A 13,875-nucleotide genomic window follows, 5' to 3' on the forward strand; every position below is an offset into this window, starting at 1 on the left:
CAATATGTACTACTAATATATCAGGAGACAATGATGCAACCAATCGTAGCGTACGCATTAGCTGGAAGTGTTATCTCGTCAGTAGCCGTCTGGGCATTTCTGCAGTACCCCGGTCTTTTGGTGTGGGCTGCCTTCATTGGCTGGGCAAGCTTCCATCACTGCGGCGGCGGCGCTGCGGCTTTGCGCAAAAGTGTCAGTTGCAATGCGTTCGGCGTGGTAACAGCTTGGTCTGTTGCACTTCTCGTTGCGCATGGCGTCATTCCTCTGCCCGTTCCTGTCTCCGCGGCCCTTTGGGTTGCACTGGCAACGCCGTTTGTCATCTTGATGTCAAGGGTGACTGCATTCGACGCGGTTCCTTCCAGCTTCTACGGATTCGCCTCAACGTTTGCATACCTCGTTCAGACGCCGGGGAAGTTCAGCATCGAAACGATGTCAACGGTGCGATTGGACAACGCGGTGATTGCCGTGACCGCGTCGCTGATCATCGGGAACGTCCTTGGATACCTGCAGGTTCTGATGGGCAACGCGCTCATCAAGCGTTTCCACCACCAAGAACCTGCAGTTGAAAGTATCGGGCATTAAAGCCGGCTCGCGGAGACGGGTAGATCGCCGCGACGAATTAAAAGACCATGAATCGAGATTGAAAATGATAGCCAATACTGAAGAAATCATTGCGGAGCTTCGTAACGGACGGATGGTTATTCTTGCCGATGACGAAGATCGTGAAAATGAAGGTGACCTCGTGATCGCCGCAGAAATGGTTACTCCGGAGGCGATCAATTTCATGGCCACTCATGGTCGAGGCCTGATCTGCCTGACGCTTACAGAGCACCGTTGCAAGCGGCTTGGCCTGCATCCGATGGTCGCGCGCAATGAAGACGAGTTCGGCACCGCATTCACGGTATCTGTCGATGCTGCGGTGGGTGTGACGACGGGCATCTCTGCAGCTGATCGTGCGCTGACGATTCGGATCGCGACCTCGAGCCTCGCCCAACCCGATGATCTTGCCCGTCCAGGGCATGTCTTCCCCCTCATCGCGCGCGATGGCGGGGTCCTGGTTCGTCGAGGTCACACCGAAGCCGGATGCGACCTCGCAGGCCTAGCCGGCTTGACCCCGGCGGCGGTCATCTGTGAGGTCATGAACGATGACGGGACGATGGCTCGCTTGCCAGACCTTGAGCGTTTCGCTGCGAAGCACGGTCTGAAGGTTGGAACGATCGCTGATCTTGTGCAGTATCGTCTGAGTATGGAGTGCCTTACTGAGCCAGCATGCTGCTGATGTCGACTCAGCCAAGGGTGCGGGAAAAGGCCGAACAGGCAGAAGGGAGGTGCTTGAAAAAATCGATCCAATGCAGGCCACCGCACAGGTCTTTTTTGGACTAGCTGCCTTCAGCAGGTTCAGGGCCGGCGGTAGCCAACAAAATTTGCTTTCTAGACTTAGTTAAACGATCAATTTGGAGGATGACATGAACAATCTCGACGCTTTCCGCGAAGCCGGCAATCCGATGTTTGGCGAGAACAAGCTCAAACTTGGCATTTTCGGCGCCAACTGTTCGCACGCTTGCGCGATCACGACTCTGGAAACGGACTTCCAGCCCACGTTCGAGAAAAACCTGCAGATCGCCAACATGCTGGAGCAGTCCGGTATGGAGTGCATGGTGCCGATCGCTCGTTGGCGCGGCTTCGGTGGCCCGTCGGACTTCAACGGCGAAAACATGGACACGTTCACGTGGGCGGCGGCGTTGGCGGCTGCGACGAAGAAAGTCTACCTGTTCTCGACCACCCACGTGCCGACGCTGCATCCGATCGTTGCAGCAAAGATGGCGACCAGCATCGATCGCATTTCGAAGGGACGCTACGGCATCAACATCGTCTGCGGCTGGTTCACGCCGGAGATGGAGATGTTCGGCCAGAAGATGCTTGAGCACGATACGCGCTACGAATATGCCACCGAGTGGATCGAAATCGTCGAAAAGCTTTGGACCGAGAACAACTTCGACTATAAGGGTGAGTTCTTCACCATCAACGATGGCGTCAGCAATCCGAAGCCGTATCAGAACCCACGCCCCGCGCTGATCTGCGCCGGTTCTTCGCCCAAGGGTCGTGACTTCGTAGCGAAAAACTGCGACATCAGCTTCGGCTTCATGGAAGACATGGAGAAGGGCAAGGCCTGGGTGGATGAAACGAAGAAGCTTGCGGCGGAGAAGTTCAATCGCGAGATCGGCACCTTCACGTCGTGCCCCGTGGTCGTACGCGAGACCGAGAAAGAGGCGAAGGAGTTCTACGACTACTACGTCCACGAGAAGGGTGACTGGGAAGCGTGCGAAAACATCTGCCGCGTACTGCAGGTCCAGAGCATGAATCACAGCCCCGAGATGTACGAGAAGTTCAAGGCTCGATTCATCGCTGGCTGGGGCGGGTACCCGCTGGTCGGCACGCCGGAGCAGGTCACGGACAAGCTGATCGACCTGTCGAAGACCGGCGTCGACGGCACGTTGATTTCGATGGTCGACTACAACACCGAACTGCCGTTCTGGAACGAGCGCGTGATGCCTCTGTTGGAGCAGGCGGGCCTGCGCAATCCGGTGAAGCAGGAGGCAGAAGCTCTCTGATGTACCGAGTGATGTCGACCCTGCTGCCACTGGCCGGAGGGTCGACGCTCAGCGCGGCTTCGCAACGGAAAAGCCGCTGGAGCGCTACCGCGCGCACGCTTTCGGCACGACGCTATGCTTACCAAAACTCATTTCACCCGCTTTGTCGCAGAGTGCGATCTCCCGACTGCCTTTGGCAGCTTCAGGACTTTCGCTTTCGAACACTGCGCACCGGAGTCTGCGGCCCTTGAGTGCTTGGCGTTGGTCCGCGGTGACGTTCGCGAGAAGGAGAAGGTGCTCGTTCGAATCCACTCGGAGTGTCTTACAGGCGACGCATTGCGGTCCCTTCGATGTGACTGCGGTGATCAGTTGGAGATCGCTTTGCGGGCACTGGGGAACTGCCGCGAAGGGGTGCTCGTGTACGTGAAGGGACACGAAGGTCGTGGAGTAGGTCTGTTGAACAAGATTCGCGCGTATGCACTTCAGGACGAAGGTGTCGACACGGTGGACGCGAACACTCGACTTGGATTTGAGGCGGATCCCAGGACGTACGATGTCGCGGTCGACACGCTGCGATTCTTGGGTATTCGCAGCGTAAAACTTATGACGAACAACCCGTTGAAAGTCGAGGCACTGATCAATGCGGGCGTCAGGGTCGAGGAACGAGTTGGGGTGTCGACGGCTGCGCAGCCGCATAACGCGCGCTATCTCGACACAAAACGGCGACGCATGGGGCACATGCTCGATTGAGCGGCTCGCCGCGTGGAATGCAATCCCCTAGGGTTGCCAACAAAGCAGAACGAAGCGGACTCGCGTCCGCGACTGGAGACAGACATGAGCGAACCCAAAGACACCACGAGCGATGTCGTCGCTGAATTCAAGCGTGCGATGCGCCGGCTTGCAGCGACCGTCACTATTATCAGCACGACGGACAAAAGCGGTGCTCGTCACGGTATGGCTGCTACAGCAGTAAGTTCGGTGTCGATGGATCCTCCGTCCCTGCTCGTTTGCATCAATCACTCAGCCAGCATTCACGGACCGCTCACTTCTGGCAAATACTTCTGCGTGAACGTCCTGACGACGGAACACGAGGATCTGGTGTCTGCGTTCAGCGGAAGGCTCCAGGGAAGCGAGCGGTTCAGCGTCGGGCGGTGGTACGACGACGGTCCTACGAACGCTCCGTATCTCGATAACGCGCAGTGCAACCTGTTCTGCGAGATCGATTCGATCGTGTCGGCAGGTACCCATTCGATCGTAATTGCCAAGGTCACCGCGGTGCGCGTGGCCGAGAGTATCGCTCCGCTCGTCTATACCGATGGAAAACTCGGCGGAACGCAGGCGCTGCAGTCCGGCAACGTGCGGCTCGATGCGAACATTTCGTCGGTTACTCAATTTCTTCCGGAGGACTTGCGGTCCTTCAATCTGAATAACCCCCTCATTAACGTTCACCTCGAAGAGAAGGTCAGTACGGCGGTCGTTGACGCGGTGGCCAGCGGCGTTGCCGATGTTGGCGTCATGGTGGACGGGTCTGTTTCTACGAAGGACGCCGGCGTAGACGTGTTCCCTTATCGTAAGGACGAACTTGTTTTGGCTGTGGATCTGTCACATCCGCTCGCTGAACGCGATTCCGTGGCGTTTTCCGAAACGTTTGAGTATGACTATGTGAATATGCCGTCGGGCGGCCAAATTGCGCTGGAGATTTCGAAGCAAGCAGCCTTAGCCGGCTCACGCCTCAAATGCCGAAATTACGTCAAGAGCTACGACGCGCTGTGCATGATGGTGCAGGCTGGGCACGGGATTGGGATTCTTCCACGTGGCATAGCTGAGGCTATGGCCAAGTCACTGAAGATCAAGGTGCTTGCGATCAACGAGCCTTGGACCAAGAGGACACTTGCGGTGTGCGTTAGGTCCTATGAAGGCCTCTCGTTACCCGCGAAACGACTGGTCGATCATCTGCGCCATCAGTACCAGGGCTAATCTCCGCTCGCCAGCCTGGAGCGACGCCGTAGTGGACGCTCGCTCTGAGACCGGCTGGACGTGCGGGACGCCGGGTCGTACGTGTTAGCTCGCCCGTCCCATCCGCCCCATGGCTTACATGGTACAGAGGCGTCGCGCGATCGCAAAATGATGATGGCCGAATCTGCCGCGGCGCCCATACCAGTCGAAGAAGATTCTTTGCTGAGGATGATATGCAGATCTTCCGTATGCGCATTGCGGGAAAAGACTGTGAGGCGCAGTCTGGTCAGTGGTTCGAGAGTGCCAATCCCTTTACTGGGGACAATTGGGCTCAAATTCCTAGAGGCGGCGCCGCGGATGTCGACGCCGCCGTTAGCGCCGGTCACACCGCCTTTCGATCTGGCCCATGGTCATCAATGACGGCGAGCGAACGTGGCGCACTGTTGCATCGGCTGGGCGACGTTATTGCCGAGAACGCAGAGAAACTCGCAGAGCTCGAAGTGATGGACAACGGGAAGCTGCGGGCGGAAATGCTTGGCCAGATGAAGTATCTGCCTCAGTGGTTCTACTATTACGGCGGACTCGCGGACAAGATAGAAGGGGCTGTCACACCCATCGACAAGCCGGGCATCTTCCACTACATACAGTACGAACCGCTTGGTGTTGTGGCGGTCATCGCGCCTTGGAATTCCCCTTTGCTGCTTGCGGTCTGGAAAATTGCCCCCGCTCTTGCGGCAGGGAATACCGTGGTGATTAAGCCGTCAGAGTTTGCATCTGCGTCCACGACGGTCTTTGCGGCTTTGTGCGACGAAGCTGGCATCCCACCGGGGGTAGTGAATGTCGTGACGGGGTTCGGCGCCGAAGTAGGCGACCCGCTGGTCAAACACCCGCTTGTAGCCCGCATCGGCTTTACCGGTAGCGACGCCAGTGGGCGTCGAGTCAACGAGACCGCCGCGAAAGATTTCAAGCGCGTCTCGATGGAGTTGGGCGGAAAGTCAGCCAACATCGTGTTTGAAGATGCGGATCTCGATGCCGCGGCGCGTGGCGTTATCGCCGGGATTTTCGCTGCCAGTGGACAAACTTGCATGGCAGGCTCGCGGCTGTTGGTCCAGCGTTCAATTCACGATAAATTCGTCGAAAAGTTGGTTGAGCTAGTTGGACAAGCACGCCTAGGTGATCCGCGAGCGCCCGACACGGATGTCGGTCCGATCTCGACGGCTCCGCAGCTCCAAAAGGTCCTGCAATACATCGAAGTCGCGCGGTCGGAGGGTGCTCATTGCGCGATCGGTGGCGGCCGCTCGACGCGACAAGGTTGTGAAAGAGGGTTCTTTGTAGAGCCGACCATCTTCACGGGCGTGAACAACCAGATGCGCATCGCAAGAGAAGAAGTGTTCGGTCCAGTACTGTGCGTCATTCCATTCGACGACGAAAACGACGCCGTGTCTATCGCCAACGACAGTTGCTACGGTCTAGCTGCCGGGATCTGGACGTCCGACCTGCGCCGCGCCGTGATGCTACCGAAACGAATTCATGCCGGGACTGTGTGGGTGAACGCGTATCGCGTGGTGAGCTACCTAGCGCCTTTCGGCGGCGTCAAGTCGTCGGGTCTCGGACGCGAGAACGGTTTGCAAGCCATCTATGAATTCCTTGAGACAAAAAGCGTGTACATCAACACAGTTCCGCGGGAAGGCAATCCCTTTGTCTTAGGCTGAGCAAGGGCGTGAAGGCAACGTGCACGGACGCCCGGCTCCGCCGAATCGCCGCTTAAAAAAATGCACCTGGAGTCAGGATGGAAACGCATGTAGCACCGGTTGATCTGAGCAGGGCTTACCGATTGATCAACCACGGACCGACCGTACTTGTATCGGCCAAACATGGCAGTGTTGTCAACGTCATGGCAGCTGCGTGGGCGTGCGCGCTCGATTTCGCACCGCCGAAGCTGACCGTCGTGCTCGACAAAAAAGCGAAGACACGTGAGCTCGTCGAAAAGAGTGGATCCTTCGTGATACAGGTGCCGACCGTAGTACAACTTCAGCTGACGCATGATGTCGGCACGCGAAGCTTATCTAGCGAACCGGACAAGCTCGAACGGTCCGGTGTGGATTTGTTCGGCATTGATGGATACGATCTCCCGTTCGTCTCAGGATGCGCCGCGTGGCTCGCATGCCGGCTGATCGCTGAACCCCACAACCAGCAGACCTACGACCTGTTCATCGGCGAGGTGGAGGGCGCGTGGGCAGATACTCGTGTGTTCAAGGACGGTCACTGGAATTTCGAGAATGCCGATATGGCGTGGCGAAGTCTTCATTACATCGCGGGTGGTCAGTTCTATGCTATCGGGAGCCCCTTGACCGTCGAGTCGGACAAGAGCGACTGAGCCATGCCTAGCAGCATGTAGATACGGCGCGATCGAACTCATTGACTCGTTGCGACGAGGTCGGTCATCGCGAAGTTGCGGACTTGTTCCTGCAATTCTTTCTTTGCGGTCCTCTCAGGAAACTTCGGCGGCGTTCGTTCGCAGGCCCCGTCGTTCAAGCCAGCCGATTCCCCATTCGTTGAGTTGCGAAAGGATGGGGCCGATCGTGCGCCCTTCATCCGTCAGGGCGTATTCGACCTTTGGCGGCACGACCGGATAGACAGTGCGAGTAATGAAAGCGTCTTCTTCGAGTTCACGCAGTTGCTTTACAAGTAGCCGTGGAGTGCAGCCAGGCAGATGCCGGTGCAGTTCATTGAATCTCATCGTGCCTTTGATCAGCAGGTAGTAGAGAATCACACCCTTCCAGCGACCGTTGAGCAGGTTGAGCGTGGCAACCATCGCACACGGAGGCGCCTCATCATATTTTCGACGCTTCGGCATCAAGATCTCCAGATTCGAATCACTGCTTCGACACTATCCTTTTGGGTAGTATATGAACAAAATTGTAGTATTGCACCGCAGAGCGTATGCGCGAACAATGAAGCCATTGCTCAGTGATACAGCCTGAGCTTCCCTTCAAGGAGTGCTCTATGACCCGTGTTGTGCGATTTCATAAATATGGCGACGCAGACGTGCTGCGCATCGAAGATGTGGACGTTCCGGCGCCCGCGGCCGACGAAGTTCAGATTGCTGTCAAAGCCATTGGACTCAATCGTGCAGAGGTGATGTTCCGCACGGGCCACTATCTTCAGGAGGCGGTATTCCCTTCTCAGCTCGGCTATGAAGCCGCGGGCGTCGTCAAGGCGCTGGGCGCCGACGTGGCCGGGTTCGCTGAGAACGATGCCGTAAGCGTCATTCCAACCTTGGATATGTCGCGTTGGCCCACTTACGGCGAAGTCATCAACGTTCCCGCCAAATTTGTCGTCAAACACCCGGCGCAGCTGACGTTCGAAGAGGCCGCTGCGATCTGGATGCAATACGTTACTGCGTGGGGCGCCCTGGTCGAGCAAGGGAAACTGGCCGCAGGGGATTTCGTAATCGTCTCAGCAGCATCGAGCAGCGTGGGCATCGCCGCGATCCAGATCGCACGGAGCGTTGGTGCGACCGTCATTGCGACCACCCGGACGAGTACGAAGGCTCAACCGCTCAAGGACGCCGGCGCCCATCATGTGATTGCCACAGCAGAAGATGACCTGGTGGGCCGAGTGAGGGAGATCACGAATGGCAATGGAGCACGTGTCGTTTTCGATCCGATCGGCGGCCCGGCAATCGCCCAACTCGCGGAGTGCATGTCGTTTGGTGGCGTCCTTCTTGAATATGGCGCTCTCAGTACGGAAGAAGGGACGTTTCCGCAGTTTGCCTTACTCGGCAAGTGTCTGACGTTCAAAGGCTATCTCTACATCGAGGTTACCGGGAACGACGATCTTCTCGAACGCGCCAAGCTTTTCATCAACGAAGGTCTCAGATCCGGTGCTCTTGTCCCGCTGATCTCGCGGACTTTCAAATTTGATGAGATTCAGCAGGCAACTCGCTACCTAGAATCAAACGAGCAGATTGGGAAAATCGTCGTCACAGTCGACTGAACACGGCTCGGCACAAGTACGGCAAGGGCGGCCTAAAATAGCGGCGCAATTCGAACCCTTAACAATCAACAAGGCGTGGTTAATCCTCTCGACCCTTCCTCGCGCTCACAACACCTTGGTCTCGAGGTCATGATCGAATCCCGATTGAGAAGGGCTTGATGATTACAGGGATAATCATCAAAGCGATTTCAGCGTTGAGGCCAGGGCCGAGCGCATTCTCGCATGCGAGAACGCGCGGCGGGGCGGGCGGGGGTGGCATGTCCTAGTTATGGCATCACGGTGAGATGCCGGTATTTTCGATGTGCATGGGCAGGCTGCGGCTGGTCTGGTTTTCCCCGTTATTCAATCGCGGGCTGAATCAACATGCCGGCCGAATTCCACGAGATGCGGTACTTGGTGACCGTGCTCGGGACTGTCATCGGCAGCGTCGGCCCCATCATGTTCTCGGCCCCCAAGACCCGCATCCCCGTGGTGACGATGTGCTTGCCGGGAGGCAGATACACCGTGACCGCCTCGGACGTGTTTAGCGCCGCGACCTTCTCGCCATCGATCCAAATGACCGCGTAGCCGGCCGAGCTGTAGGTGCCACCGTCGCGGATGACGGCAATCGCCTGGGCGCCCTCGACGGGCTTCAGGAGGTCGCTCGACTCCTTGCGCTCGGCCGGGACCGGCGTAGCGTCGCGCAACAGAACTTGATTGGTGTGGCTACCGGCGAGGGCCGCCGTGACGACGAGAGCGGCGGTGATGCGTTTCATGGTGGTCTCCTTGTCGTTATATAAGAGGTGTCCTTGCAGCAAGTCAGGAAGAGCCTCATGCTCCTTGTTCGCGCCGCTCGGTCTCGAGTGACAGGAGCGTGCGGGCGAGACAAGCTGGAAGGCTACATTGATTGACTGCGCGGTAAAGCGTGCAAGCGTACCCCCAATGAGGCTAGCTGCGACGCGATGCAATTGCCCTCGAAGCGCGATCGCGTCGCCTTCGAAACGCCTCGATTTCAGCTCGCGCGCGCACTGCAACGCCGGGCCGAAATGCTCCCATGCGCGATCCCACTGCGCAAGATCGTGGAGGAGTTTCCACGCAGCGCCGTGTGCCACGACAAGAGCGCGCCAATGCCCGACCTTTTCCGCCGTGGCCACACAGGCGATCGCGGAGACCGCCGTGAACGGCTACCTGATCGAATTGTCAGTTCATCCGTCCAATAGCTTTTGCCGATGTCTACGCGTCACGCGAACCGGAAAATCCGTCCGCTCGTCCGCCCGAAAATCCCGCGGCTTCCTCGCCAAGGCGATGCTCTTGCCGTTGCCGAGAGCGCGGTACGCGAGGCCTCCCTGGCTCGTCATCTGACCTGGGTCGCCCGCAAAGAAGAAGCCGGAAGCGCTTATCTGGTTAATGAACTGCGGCTCGTGTACCTGATGTACTACGTCCAGGACGCGGGGTACGCATGGAAGCTACATCCCTGGCTCATCAGAACGCGACACCGATCTCATGATATATGCGCGCCGAAACCGCGCCTGAAGACAGCGTTTGGCGATTTGAGCCGGACGACGCGGCGCTATTTGACGCGATCCTGCGACAAGGCGACCGCCAGCTTGATGGTGTTCCAAGCTATGTGTACATGGACGCGTGCGCGCGCCTGGATCGGCTTACGCTGAGCGGACGAAGGTCGCGGCTCCCTGTTGCGGCACGCATGCAGTAACGATCGCTTTCGCCGACAAGCATGAAACTCCGCGGACTCGTGCTCAACGTGCATGACGAAATGTTGGTTAAAGAGCCGCTCGGACTCGCGCAGTCCTTCTTATAGCCGGTTCAGCACATCCCAGTCGAAACCCTTCCAGCCGACTTGCTGACCGGCGCCGGCCTTCCGAGTTCGCGTCGCTCGAGACGAGCGCATGCTGTCCAGCCACGAAGTCCATGTTGTCCTCGATCGTGCCATTCCGGAATCCGCCGATATGTTCGTCCCCGTGTAAACGAAGCCAACGCCCATGTTCGTCTTGTTTGCGCACGATAACTGCACCGGCCGCAACATGGCTGTCGCGCCCGACGCACGCGCGTGACTGTCGCTTGCCGCTGTGTCGTTGCCGTGTATGACGTTGGCCCAGAGCGCCTGACCATGATCGATCCTACTCTGACGTTAGGGCTGCCGGTTGTAGCATCGAGCTCGAACCCGTTGCTCGAACGCACGGTCCGACAGGATCGACGCACAATGGAAAGCACGCTCTTGCCTTGCGCCGCACCGGCCGTTGCATCTCTAGATTCACATTCGATACGCCCGAATTTCGCCTATAACTTTAGGGCCGAGTGATTTTGAGAGTGCTCGACACCGACTCGTGCACACCGGCTTAGATCGCTACGTCAATGGAGAGCATAATGTCAACTTGGAATGCGATTGCGCTTGATGGCGAGAATAGAGAATCCGAGCCATGTAGCTTGCACTGGCGCAAAATGAAGTCAACGGACCCAGCGTTCATGGAGTTTCTAAATGCTCCCCTAACCGCATTAAGTAGCGATTTATCTGAGGTCGACTCTTCTTGGAATGTTCAAACTCAGATTATCGGTCATGAGATCGGTTTTTCCGGGGATGCAGTGGCTATCGTTGGACTTCTAGATAGACTGCATAAGACAGTCTACCTCACACTTTACAAGTATCCGGTAGGTTAGGCCGAATCCAAATTTGCGGGCACTAACGAAGTGTTTCGTTTCCGGAGGTCGGGGCGGGGAGGTTACTGTTTGTCGACCGCTTGGTACGCCTAGTCGTGATGCATCAAGCTCGGCCGACAAAGAATGGCTCAGAACCGACGCGCGCTAAACGGTCGAGCGTGGCATGATATTGGTCGTTAGTACAACTTAAACTAATGCGCTAATGTTCATTATGTCAATCCGAGGTTCGACGAGTACGGCACGGAGGAAACCGGCGTACTCTGCATCGGCCCGGCTGGCGAGAATGGTGTGCGATGTCGGGCTGACGTCGTGGTTGCGTGAAAAGGTGCCCTGAGACGCCTTTTCTCCGGTCACTAAAACGAGACAGCCAGCTCGACGCCTGAATAGTCGACGCGGGGCGCAAGTCTGCGATGTGGACCCGGCTCGAAATGCACCAGGCCGTAACCCTCCATGGTCCGGAGGGTACGCGAGAGGTTGGACACCGCGCGACCGGTCTTCGCGGCCAGTTCGTCGAGGGAGCCCGGGTTTGTCTCAGCGATCGTCGCGAGCAATTCCCGGTTGCTTTCGGACAGCACCTTGGCCAGCGTTTCGAGCGACTGGAACCAGACTTTCGGCTCATCGGGCGCGGGCTTGTATTGGCCTTTCGCGATGGCGATGGTCCGGGCCTTGTATTCCTCGCGCGAGGCAATACCAACTTTCAGGATCTTGGTGTCTGCAGTCATATCAGTTACTCCTTTCCTGCAACATCGTTTCAACTTCCGCCCAGAAATCCTCCATTAGCTTGCCGGCGTCCTCATAGTCGTAGAATCGGACTCTTTCGCCCTTGTGCTTGTGGTCGTATTCGATACGCGTTCGGGCTCCGGGTCCGGAGCCTTCGGTGATTCCGTGCGCGTTGTCGAAGCCCAGCAGGCGGGTGCCGTCCTCGGCACGGAGCGTCAGCGAATATTTAAGCCCATGCGGGCGCTCCGGCGTCACGTCGCATTCCTTGACCTCAAACTTGACCCAGCATGTTTCGCTGCCATCGACGGCAAAGCGCTCCCCGTCCAGGGAAAAAAGCGCGTCCAAGCTGTGGTCACAATCGGTCATGCTTTATCTTATCACTTACTGATAAGATAAGTCAAATCCATGGAATACAGCGGTCTGGTATCGCCAGCTAGCTGGATTCGGTCTGACATAGATCGGCCATCGCGGTCGGCGATTGGTCGGCCGCGTCGGGTTGCAGTCGATCCCCCCAAAACGTCAAATCCATGTACGGCGCTATGACCGTTATCGGGGAGGGACGTGCCGACGACGCGAACATGCAAAATCTGGCTCGGTCTCGTGCGGGACGTGCGACACATCAATTGTGACCCGCGCTGCATGAATCTCGTCAGCGTCGCTCATCCGTAGGCACGTTCGACCTGGTTAATCCACGAAGCAGAGGTAGGGGTGAAATGCGCATGGAAACGTGGATGGCGAGCCAGCCAGGTATTGATCGAGGAGGTCTTGTGCGTGCCGTAGTTATCCACCACCAGATGGACGTCCAATTGGGGGTGGCACGTTGGCCTCGATGTTGCGCAGGAACTGCAGGAATTCACTGCTGCGATGACGCCGATGCAGTTCGCCAATGACTTCGCCCGTGGAGATGTCCAGCGCCGCGAACAGTGTGGTCGTGCCGTGCCGCATGTAGTCGTGCGTGCGTCGCTCAGGGATGCCGGGGGCCAGCGGCAGCATAGGTTGGGTGCGGTCCAGCGCCTGGATCTGGCTCTTCTCGTCCACGCACAACACCATCGCCTTGAGCGGCGGGTCCAGATACAGCCCGACGATATCGCTCACCTTGTCGACGAAAAATGGATCAGTGGAGAGCTTGAAGGTCTCCTGCCGATGCGGCTGCAATCCGAAGGCACGCCAGATCCGCGACACGGCTGTCTGCGACATTCCCATCTCACGGGCCATTGTTTGCGTGCTCCAGTGAGTCGCGCCGGTGGGCACGGATTCGAGCGTGCGTGCGACGACCGCCTCCACGTGCGCGTCCTCGATCGACCTCGGTGCGCCCGGGCGCGGTGCATCGAGCAACCCGTCTACGCGGTGACTGATGAATCGCGAACGCCACTTCGAAACCGTATGGGAGGTGACACGTTGTCTTGTCGCGACCGTGTTGTTGTCGAAGCCCTCGGCGCAAGCCAGCACAATACGCGCTCTCCGGGCAAGTGCCTGTGCCGTCTTGCGTCGCATCCTCAACGCTATGAGTTGTTCGCGTTCCGACCCACTCAGAACCAGTGGCGCCTTCGGTCTTCCTCTCATCGTCCCACGCCAATATCGCAAGCCTCAGCAGACGCAGAATATGCGTCAGCCCGAATTAGCTTATCTATAGGGAATTACACTATAACCAACCGTACAATTTGCCCAAGCTACTCGGTTCATATCACCCCACCCGCTTCCGCTTTCGGCATGCGAAGTTATGCATACCTCTTGAAATCCGGCTACGTCCGCTTGCGCCTCGCGGCCGTCGCTGAGTTGCACAGTTGCAGTAACCGAGCGTGGCTGCTGTCCAACTTGGCTGCATTGCACCTTTTCAGGTTTCCATCCTTCCTGCCCCGTAATTTTTAGGTTCATGAACATTTGCCCGTTCTCGGCTGACTTGCAAACCGTGCTGTGTGCGGTACACCCTCGATCCGATTGCTTTCGGCATTCA

At 57.7% G+C, this 13,875-nt stretch carries 11 protein-coding genes and 2 pseudogenes; 8 read left to right on the forward strand and 5 right to left on the reverse strand.

Going from position 1 to position 13,875, the window contains the following annotated elements; all coding sequences use genetic code 11:
• The first annotated feature begins 33 nt into the window (after window positions 1-33).
• From AC1Z32_RS41035 to AC1Z32_RS41065, 7 genes and pseudogenes are all read left to right on the forward strand, one after another.
• On the forward strand, window positions 34-582 hold the full coding sequence (locus AC1Z32_RS41035; protein ID WP_483484586.1) for a DUF1097 domain-containing protein: 549 nt from the start codon (window positions 34-36) through the stop codon (window positions 580-582).
• Between the two features lie 64 nt (window positions 583-646).
• Window positions 647-1,264: pseudogene (gene ribB, locus AC1Z32_RS41040) on the forward strand (3,4-dihydroxy-2-butanone-4-phosphate synthase); the annotation flags it as partial.
• A gap of 241 nt (window positions 1,265-1,505) precedes the next feature.
• On the forward strand, window positions 1,506-2,612 hold the full coding sequence (locus AC1Z32_RS41045; protein ID WP_483484649.1) for an LLM class flavin-dependent oxidoreductase: 1,107 nt from the start codon (window positions 1,506-1,508) through the stop codon (window positions 2,610-2,612).
• A 114-nt stretch (window positions 2,613-2,726) separates the two neighbouring features.
• Window positions 2,727-3,341, forward strand: coding sequence for a GTP cyclohydrolase II (ribA, locus tag AC1Z32_RS41050; protein WP_483484587.1), 615 nt, complete (start codon window positions 2,727-2,729; stop codon window positions 3,339-3,341).
• 84 nt (window positions 3,342-3,425) lie between these two features.
• Window positions 3,426-4,568: a flavin reductase gene (locus tag AC1Z32_RS41055; protein WP_483484588.1), complete on the forward strand. Its 1,143-nt coding sequence runs from the start codon at window positions 3,426-3,428 to the stop codon at window positions 4,566-4,568.
• A 212-nt stretch (window positions 4,569-4,780) separates the two neighbouring features.
• Window positions 4,781-6,259 (forward strand): aldehyde dehydrogenase, encoded by a 1,479-nt coding sequence (locus AC1Z32_RS41060; RefSeq protein ID WP_483484589.1) that lies wholly within the window; start codon window positions 4,781-4,783, stop codon window positions 6,257-6,259.
• Between the two features lie 77 nt (window positions 6,260-6,336).
• Window positions 6,337-6,924 (forward strand): flavin reductase family protein, encoded by a 588-nt coding sequence (locus AC1Z32_RS41065; RefSeq protein ID WP_483484590.1) that lies wholly within the window; start codon window positions 6,337-6,339, stop codon window positions 6,922-6,924.
• Window positions 6,925-7,038: 114 nt separating this feature from the next.
• Here AC1Z32_RS41065 and AC1Z32_RS41070 read toward each other — a convergent pair whose 3' ends face one another.
• Complete coding sequence (locus AC1Z32_RS41070) at window positions 7,039-7,404, reverse strand: winged helix-turn-helix transcriptional regulator (RefSeq protein ID WP_483484591.1); 366 nt, start codon at window positions 7,402-7,404, stop codon at window positions 7,039-7,041.
• Window positions 7,405-7,553: 149 nt separating this feature from the next.
• Between AC1Z32_RS41070 and AC1Z32_RS41075 the strand changes: the two genes are divergently transcribed.
• On the forward strand, window positions 7,554-8,546 hold the full coding sequence (locus AC1Z32_RS41075; RefSeq protein ID WP_483484592.1) for a zinc-dependent alcohol dehydrogenase family protein: 993 nt from the start codon (window positions 7,554-7,556) through the stop codon (window positions 8,544-8,546).
• A gap of 338 nt (window positions 8,547-8,884) precedes the next feature.
• Here AC1Z32_RS41075 and AC1Z32_RS41080 read toward each other — a convergent pair whose 3' ends face one another.
• From AC1Z32_RS41080 to AC1Z32_RS41095, 4 genes and pseudogenes are all read right to left on the reverse strand, one after another.
• A complete protein-coding gene (locus AC1Z32_RS41080; RefSeq protein WP_483484593.1) occupies window positions 8,885-9,301 on the reverse strand; it encodes a hypothetical protein in 417 nt (138 codons plus the stop codon).
• A gap of 2,253 nt (window positions 9,302-11,554) precedes the next feature.
• Window positions 11,555-11,923, reverse strand: coding sequence for an HVO_A0114 family putative DNA-binding protein (locus tag AC1Z32_RS41085; protein WP_061128547.1), 369 nt, complete (start codon window positions 11,921-11,923; stop codon window positions 11,555-11,557).
• Between the two features lies 1 nt (window position 11,924).
• Window positions 11,925-12,287 (reverse strand): toxin-antitoxin system TumE family protein, encoded by a 363-nt coding sequence (locus tag AC1Z32_RS41090; RefSeq protein ID WP_483484594.1) that lies wholly within the window; start codon window positions 12,285-12,287, stop codon window positions 11,925-11,927.
• A 308-nt stretch (window positions 12,288-12,595) separates the two neighbouring features.
• A pseudogene (locus tag AC1Z32_RS41095) lies at window positions 12,596-13,484 on the reverse strand (IS630 family transposase); the annotation flags it as partial.
• Window positions 13,485-13,875 lie beyond the last annotated feature (391 nt).

The sequence above is a fragment of the Caballeronia sp. 11_S32 genome, from assembly GCF_056930355.1.